Annotated in this window: 16 protein-coding genes and 5 pseudogenes; 5 read left to right on the forward strand and 16 right to left on the reverse strand. The window is 38.6% G+C overall.

Translation table 11 applies throughout. The annotated features are described in order from the left end of the window. Nucleotides 1–439: 439 nt before the first annotated feature. Nucleotides 440–1,474, reverse strand: a pseudogene (locus HUN01_RS22790) (IS630 family transposase); the annotation flags it as partial. A gap of 675 nt (nucleotides 1,475–2,149) precedes the next feature. On the opposite strand from HUN01_RS22790, the pseudogene HUN01_RS22795 reads away from it, so the two are divergent. Together HUN01_RS22795 and HUN01_RS22800 are read left to right on the forward strand one after the other, a co-directional pair. After that, nucleotides 2,150–3,463: pseudogene (locus HUN01_RS22795) on the forward strand (IS701 family transposase). A gap of 143 nt (nucleotides 3,464–3,606) precedes the next feature. Then, entirely contained in the window at nucleotides 3,607–4,953 is a 1,347-nt protein-coding gene (locus HUN01_RS22800) for an NAD(P)/FAD-dependent oxidoreductase (RefSeq protein WP_181928106.1), read from the forward strand. A 27-nt stretch (nucleotides 4,954–4,980) separates the two neighbouring features. Here HUN01_RS22800 and HUN01_RS22805 read toward each other — a convergent pair whose 3' ends face one another. From HUN01_RS22805 to HUN01_RS22840, 8 genes are all read right to left on the reverse strand, one after another. Further along, on the reverse strand, nucleotides 4,981–5,256 hold the full coding sequence (locus HUN01_RS22805; RefSeq protein ID WP_181928107.1) for a hypothetical protein: 276 nt from the start codon (nucleotides 5,254–5,256) through the stop codon (nucleotides 4,981–4,983). Between the two features lie 433 nt (nucleotides 5,257–5,689). Further along, nucleotides 5,690–6,166: a hypothetical protein gene (locus HUN01_RS22810; RefSeq protein WP_181928108.1), complete on the reverse strand. Its 477-nt coding sequence runs from the start codon at nucleotides 6,164–6,166 to the stop codon at nucleotides 5,690–5,692. 195 nt (nucleotides 6,167–6,361) lie between these two features. Continuing rightward, complete coding sequence (locus HUN01_RS22815; RefSeq protein ID WP_181928109.1) at nucleotides 6,362–6,616, reverse strand: hypothetical protein; 255 nt, start codon at nucleotides 6,614–6,616, stop codon at nucleotides 6,362–6,364. Nucleotides 6,617–6,641: 25 nt separating this feature from the next. Further along, nucleotides 6,642–6,866 carry a type II toxin-antitoxin system HicB family antitoxin gene (locus HUN01_RS22820; protein WP_181928110.1) on the reverse strand — a complete coding sequence of 75 codons (225 nt, stop codon included), beginning with the start codon at nucleotides 6,864–6,866 and terminating at the stop codon, nucleotides 6,642–6,644. After that, nucleotides 6,863–7,090, reverse strand: coding sequence for a type II toxin-antitoxin system HicA family toxin (locus HUN01_RS22825; protein WP_181928111.1), 228 nt, complete (start codon nucleotides 7,088–7,090; stop codon nucleotides 6,863–6,865). Before HUN01_RS22825 ends, HUN01_RS22820 begins: the two co-directional genes overlap by 4 nt. Nucleotides 7,091–7,143: 53 nt before the next feature. Beyond that, nucleotides 7,144–7,368, reverse strand: coding sequence for a type II toxin-antitoxin system HicB family antitoxin (locus HUN01_RS22830; protein ID WP_181928112.1), 225 nt, complete (start codon nucleotides 7,366–7,368; stop codon nucleotides 7,144–7,146). 22 nt (nucleotides 7,369–7,390) lie between these two features. After that, a complete protein-coding gene (locus HUN01_RS22835) occupies nucleotides 7,391–7,618 on the reverse strand; it encodes a hypothetical protein (protein WP_181928113.1) in 228 nt (75 codons plus the stop codon). A gap of 15 nt (nucleotides 7,619–7,633) precedes the next feature. Then, a complete protein-coding gene (locus tag HUN01_RS22840) occupies nucleotides 7,634–8,896 on the reverse strand; it encodes a HEAT repeat domain-containing protein (RefSeq protein WP_181928114.1) in 1,263 nt (420 codons plus the stop codon). A 95-nt stretch (nucleotides 8,897–8,991) separates the two neighbouring features. Here HUN01_RS22840 and HUN01_RS22845 point away from each other — a divergent pair. After that, nucleotides 8,992–10,015, forward strand: a pseudogene (locus HUN01_RS22845) (IS4 family transposase). Between the two features lie 197 nt (nucleotides 10,016–10,212). Here the strand turns inward: HUN01_RS22845 and HUN01_RS22850 are convergent. The 7 genes and pseudogenes from HUN01_RS22850 to HUN01_RS22880 all read right to left on the reverse strand — a co-directional run. Beyond that, nucleotides 10,213–10,960 (reverse strand): annotated as a pseudogene (locus HUN01_RS22850) (NACHT domain-containing protein); the annotation flags it as partial. 205 nt (nucleotides 10,961–11,165) lie between these two features. After that, the gene (locus HUN01_RS22855; protein ID WP_181928115.1) at nucleotides 11,166–11,519 is read right to left on the reverse strand and encodes a transposase; all 354 of its coding nucleotides are present in this window, start codon (nucleotides 11,517–11,519) and stop codon (nucleotides 11,166–11,168) included. 199 nt (nucleotides 11,520–11,718) lie between these two features. Beyond that, the gene (locus tag HUN01_RS22860; RefSeq protein ID WP_181927396.1) at nucleotides 11,719–12,111 is read right to left on the reverse strand and encodes a helix-turn-helix domain-containing protein; all 393 of its coding nucleotides are present in this window, start codon (nucleotides 12,109–12,111) and stop codon (nucleotides 11,719–11,721) included. 54 nt (nucleotides 12,112–12,165) lie between these two features. Beyond that, nucleotides 12,166–13,125 (reverse strand): annotated as a pseudogene (locus tag HUN01_RS22865) (NTPase); the annotation flags it as partial. Between the two features lie 260 nt (nucleotides 13,126–13,385). Further along, complete coding sequence (locus tag HUN01_RS22870) at nucleotides 13,386–13,619, reverse strand: DUF6887 family protein (RefSeq protein ID WP_181928116.1); 234 nt, start codon at nucleotides 13,617–13,619, stop codon at nucleotides 13,386–13,388. Continuing rightward, nucleotides 13,609–13,767: a DUF6888 family protein gene (locus HUN01_RS22875; protein WP_181928117.1), complete on the reverse strand. Its 159-nt coding sequence runs from the start codon at nucleotides 13,765–13,767 to the stop codon at nucleotides 13,609–13,611. Before HUN01_RS22875 ends, HUN01_RS22870 begins: the two co-directional genes overlap by 11 nt. Nucleotides 13,768–13,858: 91 nt before the next feature. Beyond that, nucleotides 13,859–14,797, reverse strand: a complete 939-nt coding sequence (locus tag HUN01_RS22880; protein ID WP_181928118.1) for an NAD(P)-dependent alcohol dehydrogenase — start codon at nucleotides 14,795–14,797, stop codon at nucleotides 13,859–13,861. A 177-nt stretch (nucleotides 14,798–14,974) separates the two neighbouring features. Between HUN01_RS22880 and HUN01_RS22885 the strand changes: the two genes are divergently transcribed. Further along, nucleotides 14,975–15,376 (forward strand): element excision factor XisH family protein, encoded by a 402-nt coding sequence (locus tag HUN01_RS22885; RefSeq protein ID WP_420832739.1) that lies wholly within the window; start codon nucleotides 14,975–14,977, stop codon nucleotides 15,374–15,376. Then, a complete protein-coding gene (locus HUN01_RS22890) occupies nucleotides 15,358–15,699 on the forward strand; it encodes a XisI protein (protein ID WP_181928119.1) in 342 nt (113 codons plus the stop codon). Before HUN01_RS22885 ends, HUN01_RS22890 begins: the two co-directional genes overlap by 19 nt. Nucleotides 15,700–15,702 lie beyond the last annotated feature (3 nt).

A 15,702-nucleotide genomic window follows, 5' to 3' on the forward strand; every position in this document is an offset into this window, starting at 1 on the left:
TGGTAAAAGAGTCATCTGCTATTTTTATGCTTATATCAGGTGACATCCAACTCGATACAAAACCCAATGCTGATTGGATTTATTGGATTGATTAAGGTTGTACTCAAACGCCGAAACCCCGACTCCAGATAAACTTAAAATTTATCTTGGGGTAGGGGTGCTAGTATTTAATGATGGGGGTACTAGTATTTTTGGGGCAGGGGTTAAGAATTTCTGTTCACGCTACAAGAAACTTTACCCGTAAGCATTTGCTAAGATTTTATCAAGATATTTTGCAATATATTAAGCTGTACTCAGATGCACTCAAATAAGAGTTAGATGAGACTACAAATCAATATTCTGTATCTCCTATTACTATTAGTATCTTATTATTTGGATAGGCGAAAGAGAGGTTTCTTTATTTTCTTTTAGGATTTGCTGTCTGTATGTATGTATAGGACTAATATTTGATTTCTGAAAAAGCTCCGTACATTTGAAGAGTCGCAAAATCAAAGGTAGTGTGCCGGATAAACCACTCAAACATCCATTTGAGATGTGAGAACGAAGGAATCAAGGCACAGAAACGCCGCACCCAGGTTTTAGCTTGTAACCAAATATCCTCAATTGGATTTTGTGACGGGCAATTAGGAGCAAAGCGGACGCAGTGAATTTTCCACTCCTCTTGAGACAAATCTTGGTTTACCTCGCCTAAAAAGTTTTGAACCAGATGTGAACGATGGTAAGAAGCACCATCCCAAAAAAGAAGTAATCTTTGATTGGGGGACTGATCTAATAAATAACGTAGATAATCAATTGTATTTTCTGAGTTACCTGCGTTATACGCTTTTAGTAGTAAGCTTCCCTCCAGATAGTCAACTGCCCCGTAGTATGTCTGTTTGTCTCGTATATTAACAACTCTCACTGCTATTTCTTGGTCAGTTTTTCCCCAGACATACCCACTTAAATCTCCCCACATTAAATGACACTCATCAAGCAGCAATACTCTCAACTTTCCTTCTTCAATTTCCTGCCGATGCCTTGCCAATAGTGTTTCAATCTCTTTTTTTTTTGCAGCAACAGCGTCCTCGTCAGCTTTTGGATTTAAAGAAGTAGTTTTCTTCCAACTAATTCCTGCCGCATCAAATAAGTCATAATAGCTCCGCTTTGACTCATAAGTTACATCATATTCAAAAGCCAATTTATATTCGAGTTCACCAAGTTCCCAACATTCTTTTGTTTGCAACCAACTTAAAACTTCTTCTCGTTGTTGAGCAGTTAAGTAACTTTTTTTTCCCTTGTGGTTCAGGCGCAGTCCCGAAATTCCATCTTCCTCATAAGCTTGCTTCCAGCTTGTTATCGAACCCAGTGACACATCTAAAATTGTTTGAATTTCCTCATACTTGTAGCCTTGATAAACCAATTTGACTGCCAACGCTTTCCTCACCTCACGCGCATCTGGGCGATCATCTATAAATTCTTGTAGTTCTGCGATCGCGGCTTGTAGATGCTGGTTTATCATTGTTAGCTATTAGACAAATATTCTGTCCGTATTATCTCGTAGTTTTTTTCAGAAATCAAATATGATTCCTATATACGTTTCCAAATATAGCTATAGCTCATAGTGAATATCTTATTATATAGATGTGTTGAAGGAAAGCATTGTACTTTTGTAAATATAGGAATCCGATTTGATTTTCTAGCTACCGTTTACACATATCTTTATACACAATGCAAAACATAGTAAGATCCCCCTAAATCCCCCTTTTTAAGGGGGACTTTGAGAATTTTTTGCCCCTCCTTTTTAAGGCTACGGTGTACACACAAGTCTGAAGTAGTTTACTCACCTGGTTTATGCGTCAGTTTTACCCCACCCTAACCCTCCCCTTGCAAAGGGGAGGGAACAAGATTTTCCGGTTTCCCTCCTTTACAAGGGGGGATTAAGGGGGGTAATTCAACTTGTGTATACACGCTTTTTAAGGGAGGTTGAGGGGATCAAAAGGCTGTGGGGCAATTCTCAATACTTGTGTGTACACCGTAGCTCCTAAAAGGAGAGAGGAATGGAAGTGAGGTCAAAATTGTACTTCACGCTTATCGAGAACCGCTATAACCCTGTTTTGTCACTCTGGCAGTAGTATAATAAGGTACAAACGCTAGAACCAAGACACAGAGTATGGTACAGCCTCGTCCAGCCGCACCAACAGTAAAATTCGTGGACGAATATTGCCAATGGTATAAAAGCCTGTTTCCAGATGTTAGGAGCTTCGAGGCTTTTAAATACCTTCATGTAGGGTGTATTTCTGAACTAAAACGGAAAACCCTACCAGAAATAGCAAAAATTGTAGGATTGGACAATCAGCAGGGTTTGCACCATTTTTTAACTACATCACCTTGGGATATAGAGAAGTTAAGAGCCTTGCGATTAGAGCTAATTTTACAAGTTCTAAAAGGTAGACCAATCATTCTAATTATTGATGAGACAGGAGATAAAAAAGAAAGGGAATAAGACAGATTATGTGAAACGACAGTACATAGGTAATTTGGGTAAAGTAGAAAATGGAATTGTAGCAGTCACGGCGTATGGTGTATTCTGTGGGATGACTTTTCCATTACTGTTTGAAGTATACAAGCCACGCGAAAGATTAAAGCCAGGGGATAAATATCTTACGAAGCCTCAAATAGCAGCAATAATGATGAAAAAAGCTAGAGTTGATGGGTTTTAAATTCAACCTAGTACTAGCAGATAGCTTATATGGTGAGAGTAGTGCTAATTTCATATCTATATTAGACGATCTGGGGTTAAATTATCTAGTGGCGATTCGCTCAAACCATTCTGTAGAGCTACTTCCTAGACAACATACTCAATATTTAAAGTGGCATAAGTTTAAAAGAGTATTCTCTAACTTGAGTAGTGAGAATCGGTTTATTAGGGAAATAATTCATGGTAAACGACAAGAAAAAAAGGTATTGGCAGATTACTACTGACATTGAGAAATTACCCGGTAACACTACTTGGTATGTGATGAGTAAATACGCAGACCTTACACCAAGAGATGTTGGTAACTTTTATGGGTTAAGAACTTGGGTTGAATATGGCTTGAAGCAAAGTAAGAATGAATTAGGTTGGGCAGATTATCGGCTGACTCATTATGCGGATATTGAACGCTGGTGGGAGATTGTTTGTAGTAGCTACTTAATGGTGAGTCTACACTCTGAACAAATGCAGTCTTCTCCACCAAAGTCTCCATCAAAATTGGCTGCTCATCCTTGGTGGGATGATGGGAAGGGTTGGAAGAACATTCTTAACAATCTCCGTTTAATAATTCAACCTTTTACTTTATTTAACCTAATATATCCCTGGTTGACAGTTTTTCCTATTCCCCAATTGTCTTTGGGTTTTTCGAAACTTCAATCTATTATTTATAACCTCACCAGTTCAATATTTATTTTCCTGTCTCACCCTGATTTCTACTTTTCCTCTGCCTAGAGTGACAAAACAGGGATAAGAACTAACTTTGGCTACTTTTATGATTTTTTCAATTGTTCTAAATAAACAGCAACCCACATCATAATGCTGTTACATCTTTGTTAAGAATAGTTACAGCTTCTTAACACAAGGGCATATTTCTTATGGCAGTTGGAATTAATAAGAATGCACCACATCAAGTTGTAATCATTGGTGGCGGTTTTGGTGGACTGTATGCAGCAAAGGGTCTGAATGCAGCGAATGTAAATGTTACTCTCATTGATAAACGCAACTTTCACCTATTTCAGCCGCTTTTATATCAAGTTGCCACAGGTACATTATCACCTTCTGATATCTCTGCACCATTGCGATCTGTATTCAGCAAAAGCAAGAATACAAAGGTGTTGTTGGGAGAAGTAAGTGAGATTGATCCAAAAGCACAACAAGTTATTTTGGGTGATGAAATAGTACCTTATGATACTTTAATTGTTGCCACAGGTGCGAACCATTCCTATTTTGGTAAGGATCATTGGGAAGAAGTTGCTCCTGGCTTGAAAACTGTGGAAGATGCGATAGAAATGCGTCGCCGGATATTTGGCGCATTTGAAGCAGCAGAGAAAGAAACTGATCCTGAAAAACGCCGTGCTTGGTTGAGTTTTGTGATTGTGGGGGGTGGCCCGACTGGTGTAGAATTAGCGGGTGCGATCGCAGAATTGGCATACAAAACTCTCAAAGAAGATTTCCGCAGCATCGACACCTCAGAAACGAGAATTTTACTATTACAAGGTGGCCCTCGCATCCTCCCACACATGGTTCCAGAGTTATCGGCATCAGCAGCAGAATCTTTGCAAACGTTGGGTGTAGAACTCCACACTCACACCAGGGTGACAAATATTGAAGGTGATATTGTTACTTTCAAGCAAGACAATGAATTTACAGAAATTGCCTCAAAAACTATCTTGTGGGCAGCAGGTGTCCAAGGTTCCCCAATGGGGAAAGTCTTAGCAGAAACTACAGGTGTAGAGCGCGATTACTCTGGGCGTGTAATTGTAGAACCTGACTTGTCTATCGAGGGTTATGACAACATTTTCGTAATTGGAGATTTAGCCAACTTCTCCCATCAAGATGCTAAACCTTTACCTGGTGTCGCACCTGTAGCTAAACAACAAGGAGAGTATGTAGGTAAACTAATTCGACGACGGCTTCAAGGTAAGACTTTGCCACAATTCCATTACAACGATGTGGGTAGTTTGGCGATGATTGGGCAAAATTTAGCTGTTGTAGATTTAAGCTTAATCAAACTCACAGGTTTCATTGCTTGGGCATTTTGGCTACTAGTTCACATCTACTTCTTAATCGAGTTTGACACTAAATTACTAGTAGTATTTCAGTGGGCGTGGAATTATATCACTCGTAATCGTCGCTCTAGATTGATTACAGGTAGAGAAGCTTTTGTAGAACCAAAAACTGTTAACGATAGGGTGCAAGAGCCTTCTGTGACATCTCCGTAACTTCTCCGTAACTTCAGGTATCACAGCTTAGTTAACGTGTGTAGTGGCAAATCTTGGGCAAAGATTTGCTGTTCCAGGAAAAGAATATGGGGATGAAATACCGCCCTCAGCAATTTTGGCAATTTGGCATATCATGACTTCGAGTTGCAGTTTTAATGGAGATATCAACACAAAGGGACAGTAAAGAAGTTGTACGAGGGATAAGGTAAAACTTTCCGCTTCTAGAGTCCCAGCTATGCCAGTTGTCAAATGAGTGCTGTAGAATAGCTCTACATCATTGATACAGCGCTTAACAGAGTTCATTTCCCGCTCTGCAACTGGCTAGAAATCAACAAAACCAAATATAGCGGTTCTGATTTTGATGCAATACACTTTGACCTCTCTCCAAACCTCTCTCCTAAAAGGAGAGAGGCTTTGAATTATACTCCCCTTCCCTTGTAGGGAAGGGGTTGGGGGTTAGGTCTGTATTGTACTTAATAAAGAAGCTTCATAATTGCTTATGAGCCAATTAATGGAGTTCAAAGACTCATTAATGAGTATCAAAGACTCATTAATGGAGTTCAAAGACTCATTAATGGAGTTCAAAGACTCATTAATGAGTATCAAAGCCTCATTAATGAGTATCAAAGCCTCATTAATGGAGTTCAAAGACTCATTAATGAGTATCAAAGCCTCATTAATGGAGTTCAAAGCTTCATTAATGGAGTTCAAAGCCTCATTAATGAGTATCAAAGACTCAAGAACCAGACACAGCTTTAGTCGGTCTACCTTTGATAGCTTTAAAACGTTCGCCTAACTGTTCAGCGACGGTTTTTAAGCCTGGAGTCTTTTTCGATGCTGTCTTTACGTAGTCATAAACTGTCAAGCTACTAGTCATAGCTTCACTACCGACTGCCATTAGAGTATCATCTACCTGTTCGGCGAGTTGCTGCACTGAGATTAAAAGTTCAGTAAGCGCAGTGGCTAATTGATAATCCCGGACAAGTTCTTCAACATCAAAAGTGGCTGGAAGAATTTCGCGGTTAGACTGAGCAGCAGTGACGCTATTGTTTACAAAGGCTAGGCTTTTATCGCCCATTTTTACCAGCTTCCGCCGTTCTTCAGTGCTGAGAGTAATCAGAAAGGGCAGCTTTTTTTGAACTGTTTGTAGCGCGGCTTTAATTTCTTGGATATCTTGTGGCGAAAGGGTGGCTGCAATATTTTGATAGGCCATTATATATTTACCTTGGGAGTTCTAATGATGAAGTAGCAATAGTTGCTAAGTATAGAATTCCCATTGGTGGGTGCGATCGCACATCATAACTTATTTATTTACTGCATATAAACAATACTCGTATATATGGGCGGCGCGATCGCTAACTAAACGCCGCAATTCTGCATTAATATATGGACGAGACACTTTGAATACTTACTCTGCGCTGATGTACTGATGAGCTCTTGCTTTTGCTAGTAGCATAATATGCTCTAGCGTGAGGAAATGATCTAACTCTCGCTGGTCACTTCCTGTAAGACCTTCAGTTTTTGCGCGGTAAACGAGATCCTCTAAACGGTCTTTGGCTGCATCCGAGAGTTTAAAATCGATAACACTTTGGGGAGTAGTGCCAGCAGCAATAAACTCTATAATTTCATCGTAGACTTTGATTGTATTTATAGATGTGTTCATAAGCTACCTTTTTAATTCATAAATTTTATGCAACTTCCAAAGACTTTCCTAGCTTCTTAGGCTCTGGTAAAGGTTCACCATCAGCCAAAGATGATTCAATCAGCATTTCTAAAACTTCTTGAGCATTTTTAAGAGCTTCTTCATAAGTCTCTCCGTGAGTGTGACAAAATTCTCCCCATTCAGGAAGACTGACAACAAAACACTCATCTTCATCAGACCACTGAATAATAATTGTGTAGTGAGAATTCATTCTTTTTCTTCCTCTTGAGCATTTTTAATTTCTTCTAATCTTTGAAGTGCGTTATTAACATCCTTCTCTTGGTAAGCTTTAGCATCATTTCCGTCTTTACCTGATATAGTAACTCTCCCAGGTAGGAGGGGATGATACCAATTAGTATGGCTACCTTTTCCAGGACGGTAACTAAACCCTGCTTGCAGCAATAAGGTTTTGAGTTCTCTGATTTTCTTGGGCATAGCCTTTGTTTACATTTTCACTCCCTTGATTTACCACTACTCTCTTTGCTTATCTATACAACTTCCAAGGATTTTCCTAGCGTTTTAGGCTCTGGTAGAGTTTCACTGTCAGCCAAAGATGATTCAATCAGCATCTCTAAAACTTCCTGAGCATTTTTAAGAGCGTCTTCGTAAGTCTCTCCGTGAGTGCAAGGCTGCATTATATCCGTAAACTCAGGTAGCAAAACCATATAACATTGGTCTTCTTCTGACCTTTGAATCACAATTGTATATTTCATTCTTCTGAAACATAATTACGAATTACGAATTACGAATTGTTCTCCAGCTTTTTACCCGACCTTCAGCAATATCTTTTTTACCTCTTTCAAAGGATTCAATAAATCCAGGGATATCAAGTAACTCTTGGGTAGCATCTTCACTCTCTTTATCTGCTAGATATGCTAAAAAATCAGCAACCAGTTGTAAGCGTTCTGAAGATAATACATCTAAATATTGGTTGATTTGCTGACGAACTTCTATGTTATTCATATTTTTGCAACTCTTTTACTTCTCTAATTGTGCCAACTTCTTCTGAGCAAATTCCCGCACTTGCTCATCTGGGTCATTCTCTGCGCGATCGCGCAACAGTGGTAAAGTCTGGGGATGCTGAGGAAATTGCTCAATGATTGCCTTAAGTGCTATTTGCCGGGAAGGAACCTGATTCCTATTAGAGGTGCTATCAGTTGAGAAATCCCAAAATATCGGATTAAAAAAATCATCAACAGCACACTCATAAAGAAAATCATAAATTTCAGGACTAGTCTGCCAACTCTTAATCAGTTCTTCCATCACATTGTGTTTTAGATAGCCGAAATTATCAAGTTGAGCAGATTCTTTGAGGAAAGATAAGACGAAAGATAAAATATTAAGTTCATTTTTCCATCCCTGTACTAATTCTTCCACTACTGTATTTTGTACTACCCAATCATTACTAGACTGAACAAGAGATTTGAGCATCGGCAAAATATCTGGGTCATCTTTCCAACCTCGCGCTAACTCTCGCACTGCCATAGTTTGTATGTTTCTATCCTCACTAGACTGAGCAAGGGATTTGAGCATTGGCAAAGTATCTGGGTCATCTTTCCAACCTCGTGCTAATTCTTGCACTGCTGCATAGGCAGATGTGTTATCTGTATCATGAATAAGTTGAGCAAGAGATTTGAGTATTGGTAAAGTATCGGGGTCATCTTTCCAACCTTGTGCTAATTCTCGCACTGCCATAGCTGGTATACCTCCATCCTTTCCATTCAAACCATACATAGCTAAAGTTTTTAACCAAGGTAATGTCTCTACGTGCTTACTCCATGTAGTTGTAATGACTGAAACTACCTTAGTATTAATTTTATCGATTAAGTTAAGTAGGTCTGTGTCTGTACAGAGAAAATCTTCTGAACTGTAAGGAACATAATACTCCGCTACTTTTTTTAGATAGTTAAGCAATTTATTGTCAGTCACTGTTATTGTAGAGCGGTTTTTTACATCTAAAATACAATCAGATGCAAGAAAAAGGATATCAGTAAGTTTTTCTTCATAAGCACCTTCATTTAGTCCGTCCTCAAATATTTCAATTAAATGTTCAATAATCTCTCCTGCGAATTTTGATTCAAGACTTCCTGCAATCAAACGTAAAACTTCATACCAACTTTCATCTTGCCAGTGCTTGCCAAAAACTTCATTCTTAAGTTCCTCAATAGTCAGCGTTTGCGTTTCCTTAAACTGCCAGACAAACTCCCAAGCACAGAAATATTCTAAAAATGTCCGATGCACAAAAGCCAGAAGTGTTGAACGGTAAGAAAAATCCGATAAAAATAGCCCAAAATATGGTATTTTTGGGCGAAGGCTTAAACTATATTAGTTTGATTGTGATTATAAATTCATTTCCCAAAATTGTCAAAGATATCTTGAAAAGCCTGCCAAAAAATGATTATCCAGTATTGAATAGTCGTCTATTCTTTGAGTGCTGGCTATCCTATGCTCTGGATAATAGCTTAACAAGTATGCGAGATTTATTTAAGAGATTAAACAATACAGGATTTGAGGTAGATATTTCTACTTTTTCTAAAGCAAATTTACATCGAAGCCAAAAACAATTTCAAGGAATTTACCAAAAATTAAATGAATTAGTACAGAAGAAAATTCACAAAAAATTACACGATAAATATGCTATTTGTCCTATTGATTCAACAATTATTACCCTGACAAGTAAATTGTTATGGGTTTTGGGTCATCATCAAGTCAAACTTTTTAGTTCTTTGAATTTAGCTACAGGTAGCCCAGAAGATAACTTGATCAATTTTGGACATGATCATGATTATAAATTTGGTTCCAAGATGATGTCTAGTCTCCCAACTAATGCTGTAGGGGTAATGGATAGAGGCTTTGCGGGATTAAAATTCATTCAAGAATTGGTACAAGAAAACAAATATTTTGTTTTGCGGATTAAAAACAATTTCGTTACTAGAATTTGAGGATGCAACTGGATTAGTCAAAGTAGGTGCATCTGATGAGGCTATTGCCTATAGAGTCATTAATTTTTGTGATTTAGAAACGAAAACTGAGTTCCGCTTAGTGACTAATTTACCAAAGTCGGGAGATGCAGCTGTTAATGATGATGAAATTAGGGATATTTATCGATTACGTTGGGGAGTTGAACTCTTGTGGAAGTTTTTAAAGATGCACTTAAAACTTGACAAATTAATTACCAAAAACGTCAACGGTATCACCATACAAATTTACGTTAGTTTAATAGCTTATCTGATTTTACAGCTTTTATCTATTCCCGCACAATGGGGACATACACTATTAGATAAATTCCGCTATTTGCAATCTTGTATGTGTCAGAAAATCAGCTATGTTCATTGGTTTGAGGAGATGATGTTATGTTGACTAATTTAGCCTTTTTAGAGTTAGTGTAACTATCTATGTAAAGTTTTGTATCAGCATTCAACATTTCTGCACAAAAGCATAATAATCATCACCAAGTGAACGTAACATAAAGTTGCGAGTATGTAGTTGCTCTTTCAACTTGGAGGCTTTATCTATGGCTTTATACAATGGTATGTCTATGCTTTGCATGTAAGTACTGAATATTTCTTCTAAATCATCCTTATTTATAATGTTGCCAGCGAAACTTTTTTCCCTGGTTTGCATTTTATAAGCAAGCTTACGCAACATTGCTTGTTTATGTTTTAGCGAAATAATTTCTAGCCGCTCATCTGGCTTTAAATGGCGTTTATTATCCCAATCATGCAGCAGTAATTTGGAAACCTCTTTATAGAGTTTACTTCTATCTAGGGGCAACTTTGCTTTGATATTAAGAATTGCCATCATCGTCAACAGCAGAGGATTTCCCGCCAATTCTGTAATAGATTTGGAAGCTGCAATTCCTCTTTGTAGCCGTTCCCGTTTTCTCACCTTATCTACTGCATCGGTAAAAGTTAACTCATGCCAACGGTAGATAAAATCCTGAATTTGTTCTGAGTCTAAATCTTGTAAGATAAAGTGGCGAAACTCAGCATCACGCAATCGTTGCGGTTTATAGCCAATAATCCGAGAAGTGACAATTACCTGCACATCAGGATACTCATTAGTAAAGCGATGAATATCAGTAATTACATCCTCTCGCTTACCAGGGTCAAATACCTCATCTAAACCATCAAACATTACTAAGGCATTACCAGCTTTTAATTGTTTATCTAGTTCTAGCTGATTGAGATGATGAACAGCACCACTACATTGATGAAAGAATTCTAGAAAGTTATTGCACTCTTTATCTTCCCGTCGCCGCATATAAGTGCGTAATTCAATTAGCAACGGAATTGGTAAAGATATACCCCTCTTCTGTCACTTTCCGGGAAAGTGATCGCTAGAAGCCTCATGAGGCAATCAATACAAGCTATACTATTAGAAAAAAATAGGACTTGTATTTGTTATTAGAAAATAATCGCGCAATCGCTTGTTATACAAAAGCTCTAGATTTTAGAAAAGGCAAATGTTTTCGGAGAGTGACAGAAGAGGGATACAGCACCTACGGCTGTTATGAGGTACAGTAGCAGCAACTAGCAAACCAGTTTCTTAAATGTTGAGGATTTATTAAGTCGAGTGCAACTGAGATTAGTTTATCAACCATTTCTGTTGTAGTTGGAGCAAAATTGCGTAAAAAAGATTTAAGTTGTGACCACCATAATTCAATTGGATTAAAATCGGGGGAGTATGAGGATAAACAAATAACTTTCGCACCTACAGCTTCAATCATTGGCACAATTGAATCTAGTTTATGTGCGGATAAATTATCCATCACCACTACTGCTCCTGACCATAAATGTGGTACTAAAAACTTCTCAATAAATAATTCAAATGCAATGCCATCCATTGAACCATTCATTGTCATTAATGCAACTACTTTTTAAGACTAATTGCTCCAATTACTGTAACTTTTGAGCCTCTATAGAAGGGGTTAAGAGAGTAAGCTCTTGTTCCCATTTGTGAACGGGCATGAGTCCTCGCTAACCCAAGTAGGACACCAGTTTCATCCAAAAATACTAAATTTTCTGGCTCTATATTTTTGACCTTTTCCCAATAATCTAATCTTAAATGCAGGACTCTCTCAGTAAGAGCTTGGGTACTCCGCTTCGTTTTTTTTTACGATTTAATCCTAATTTCTGTAACGCCCGACACATTGCACTTTGACCTACCCAATTACCAGTCTTGTCTGCAAATAATTCACACAACTCTATCAATGTTGCATCTGGATATGATTCAACTAATTCTCTCAACTCTATGTCAGCATTTGTTAGATGACTAAATTGTGGCTTTCCTCGCGGCTTGGATTGTAAATTTCCTTCAAGTTTTTGTTGTTTTACAAGCTTTTGAACTAAACTTTTTGAGACGGAAAATATGTTAGCTACTTTTCTGATTGAGATATTTTTTTGAAGATGTGCTGCAACTATTTTTTCTCGAAGATCGACAGAGTATGACTTCATTTAGAGGTATTTATATTTTAATTTATTGTACCTCATAACAGACGCAAGTGCTGTAACATTATCCAGTGGAGACTCTGCCCAATTCAAAGCCAGAAATTGCAACAATGTAGACTTCCCGGAACCAGGATCGCCCAAAATCACAATATATTTATAATCTTGCTTTTTATTGACAACATCTAAAACTGAACGGATCGGCTGTTCAAAATAAACCCGTTTGTGGCGTTCTAATTCTTCTAATTCAAGTTCTGCTTCTACTTGGTCACTTTCTCGCAGCCGTCTAAGATGTTCTTTAGGCAGTTCGTGAACTTGTGCTAAAACTTGATGAGTTTCCCGGACATTTTGAGCAGTAAAAATCCGCCATAATTTAAGTTCGTTATAGGCATAGCCGCTAGTATCTAAGCTATCTAACTTGAGATTGCCATAGCGTTCGCGGATTCCTTCTTGATATTTAACTAAATTAAAATCTACAATAACCCCAGCAATTTCTTTTGTATTTAATTCAATATCAGATAACTTTTGTAATTCCAGGATATGGTGTAACTCTTTTGAATCTAAAAGAAGTTCTTGGACTTGTGTAAAATACTGTTCTGTAATTGATTGCCAATTAAACTTAGATGACAGAGGTTTTAATTGCAGCCTGTTCCAACTATCTTCTAGGGTTTGAGCGTCTAGAGATTCGCAATTAATATCAAAAGCCTTACCAAGAATTTCTGTAACCGACTTATCGCTGATAAATTTCTGGATGTCTGTGGTGTACTCTTTAATCTCAGTTTCAGCAAGTTTGCAACGAACTTTTAACTGCTGCTGCATGAGTTGCAAAAACTCCTTTAACGCTTTCCCCGCAGCAACTTCTATGTCTTCCTTCTTAAGCTTCTGGAAAACCTTGCCAGGGATGCCTTTTAATAAATCTTTAGCCCAATCTTTAGCAGCATCCTTGGCTAAGTCTTCCAGAATGGGTTTAAAAATCAACCCGGCGGCCTGAGTTACACCCCAAATAGCTAACCAGTCCAGCATAATACTCGCTTCTGTTGAGATTTTGATTACGAGTATATCCACTAGCTGGAGTAATGTTTCCAGATTTCAGGGTTATTGCAGAAATATCAGAGGTATCTAAGAACCTCTCTCTAAATCTCTCTCCTTTTAGGAGAGAGACTTTGAATTTTCCCCTTTCCCGCGTCGGTAAGGGGTTAGGGGGTTAGGTTTTGCGTTGGTTTTTTAGATTAATTGGAAACTGCGATCGCCAAGATTTTCAGTAAAATGTACTAACCACACAGCTAATCCTGATTATTATTCTCTTGCTGAACTCTCTGAGCGATCGCTTCTGCAATTATCCGATTATTCTCTTCTATAGGTTTACCATCTTCAGTAAACATCGATGGATATATAATTGCTTCTGAGTCAGGAGTGCGGCGACTAAATAAGATTTCCAGCGCTTCTATATCTTCCCGATTAGCAAGCACATACGCCCTCAACTCTTTTGTGGACATTTGGGCAAAATTAGGTTTCATTGACAAATCTCCAAGTTCCATCACGAAATATAAGGATTTGCAGTTCATCACCTGCCAAAATAAACACATTGCCAGTTGTGTCACTAAAACGGAATAGCTGAATTTCCCGGTAGAAATTAGACAAGTACTGGCAAACAATCACACACATAAGGGCTTGCCGGGTCGTAGGATATATATTATTTTCCTCAATTGTGACACAAATAATATTAAGCCTTAGAGGGTGAAAAATCTCAGTTGCCCTAAATGGCGATCGCAATTTTACCCACTGCACGCCCAGTTTCGCTATAACTGTGAGCTGCCGCAAGTTCTTGCAAGGGATATGTGCGATCAATCACCACACGAATTTTATCCGCTTCAATCAATTCTTTGAGAAAAAGCAAGTCCTTAGCGTTAGGCTTCTCAAAGAGAAATTTTGCTTTTTGACCAGGAAGGAATGCTGTTAAGACGCTCTCTAAGAAGACTTCAGGGCTGGGTAGCGTGGTGATATAAATTCCGTTGGGTTTGAGGACTTTTTTGGTTTGAGAGAGCGATCGCTTACCCACTGCATCAAAGATAATGTCATACTGCGCTGTATCTTCGGCAAAATCTTGCTGCGTATAATCAATCACGCGGTCTGCTCCCAAAGATTTCACCAAATCCAAGTTTTTGGTACTGCTAACTCCCGTCACCATTGCCCCTAAAGCCTTGGCAATTTGCACTGCAAAAATCCCCACACCACCAGCAGCACCATTAATCAAGACACTTTGTCCTGTTTGAATATTTCCCTGATCTCGCAGCGCTTGCAGAGCCGTAAGCGCTGCTAAAGGTACAGCCGCAGCTTCTTCATAAGATAAGTTCGTTGGTTTGAGAGCCACGACATTTTCTGGAACAGCTGCAAATTCGGCATAACCTCCTCCAGGAAAGCTAGTACTGCCATAAATAGCATCTCCTGGTTTAAAGCGGGTGACACCAGAGCCAACGGCTACCACATCTCCCGCCACATCAAACCCCAGAATCTTTGGAAAATTGCTGCCGGCAATCAAACTCAACATCCCTTTACGGATTTTCCAATCAATGGGATTAACACTACTAGCACGAACTTTCACAAGTAACTGCGTTGGCTCAATTTTCGGCTGCTCCACATCTTCGTAGTGCAACACTTCAGCCGCGCCATACCGACGGATAACCACTGCTTTCATTGCATTCCTCCTGCTACCCTGTTTTCATGAATGAACTTAGACAGCTTATGAATACAGTGTAGCGATGTCTACGATTGGCATTTAACGAAGATGCTAGGTGCAGCCAGAAATTTCCTAAAATATCAATATCAGTCTAAGACTACACCTGTATGCCAGCTAGAGACATCTATCACAATAATGTCTAATGTCAAAAATGCTTTGATTAAAGACAAATGGATAATTACTCATGACCCACTGACTCTGAAGTTTGGTAAAAAAGATTTGTATGTTGATTTAGGTGCTAGACAGTTGTTGGCGGCGGAAAAAGCAGAATCCAAAATTGCAGTTGAGATTAAAAGTTTTACCGGGAGATCGGATGTTGATGATTTAGAAAAAGCATTGGGTCAGTATATTTTATATCAGGATATCTTAATTGAATTGGAGCCAGAGCGAGTACTATATCTTGCAGTACCTAACAGTGTTTTTGATGATTTATTTGAAGAACCCATCGGCAAACTGTTACTGAGAAATCATCGTTTAAAGCTGATTACTTTTGATCCAAAACAGGAGGTCATTAAACAATGGATTATACCAAGTTAGACGACTATCGCCAGGTAATTGAAACTATCCTCAGTGAATATGCTTCAATACCCTATTCTTATGCCAAGATTCAATCGGAAGTGGTGTTCGATCAAAGCCGCGATCGCTATTTATGGATGGATCTAGGTTGGGATGGCGATCGCCGTATTCATGGCTGTCTGGTTCATATTGACCTAATTGATGGCAAAATCTGGATTCAACGGGATGGCACAGAAGAAGGCATTGCCGCCGATTTAGAACAGGCTGGAATTCCTAAAGAACATATCGTCCTTGGCTTTCGTCCACCGGAGTTAAGACCCTACACTGGCTATGCAGTTGCTTAAAAG

The organism is Nostoc edaphicum CCNP1411, assembly GCF_014023275.1.
GTDB lineage: Bacteria > Cyanobacteriota > Cyanobacteriia > Cyanobacteriales > Nostocaceae > Nostoc > Nostoc edaphicum_A.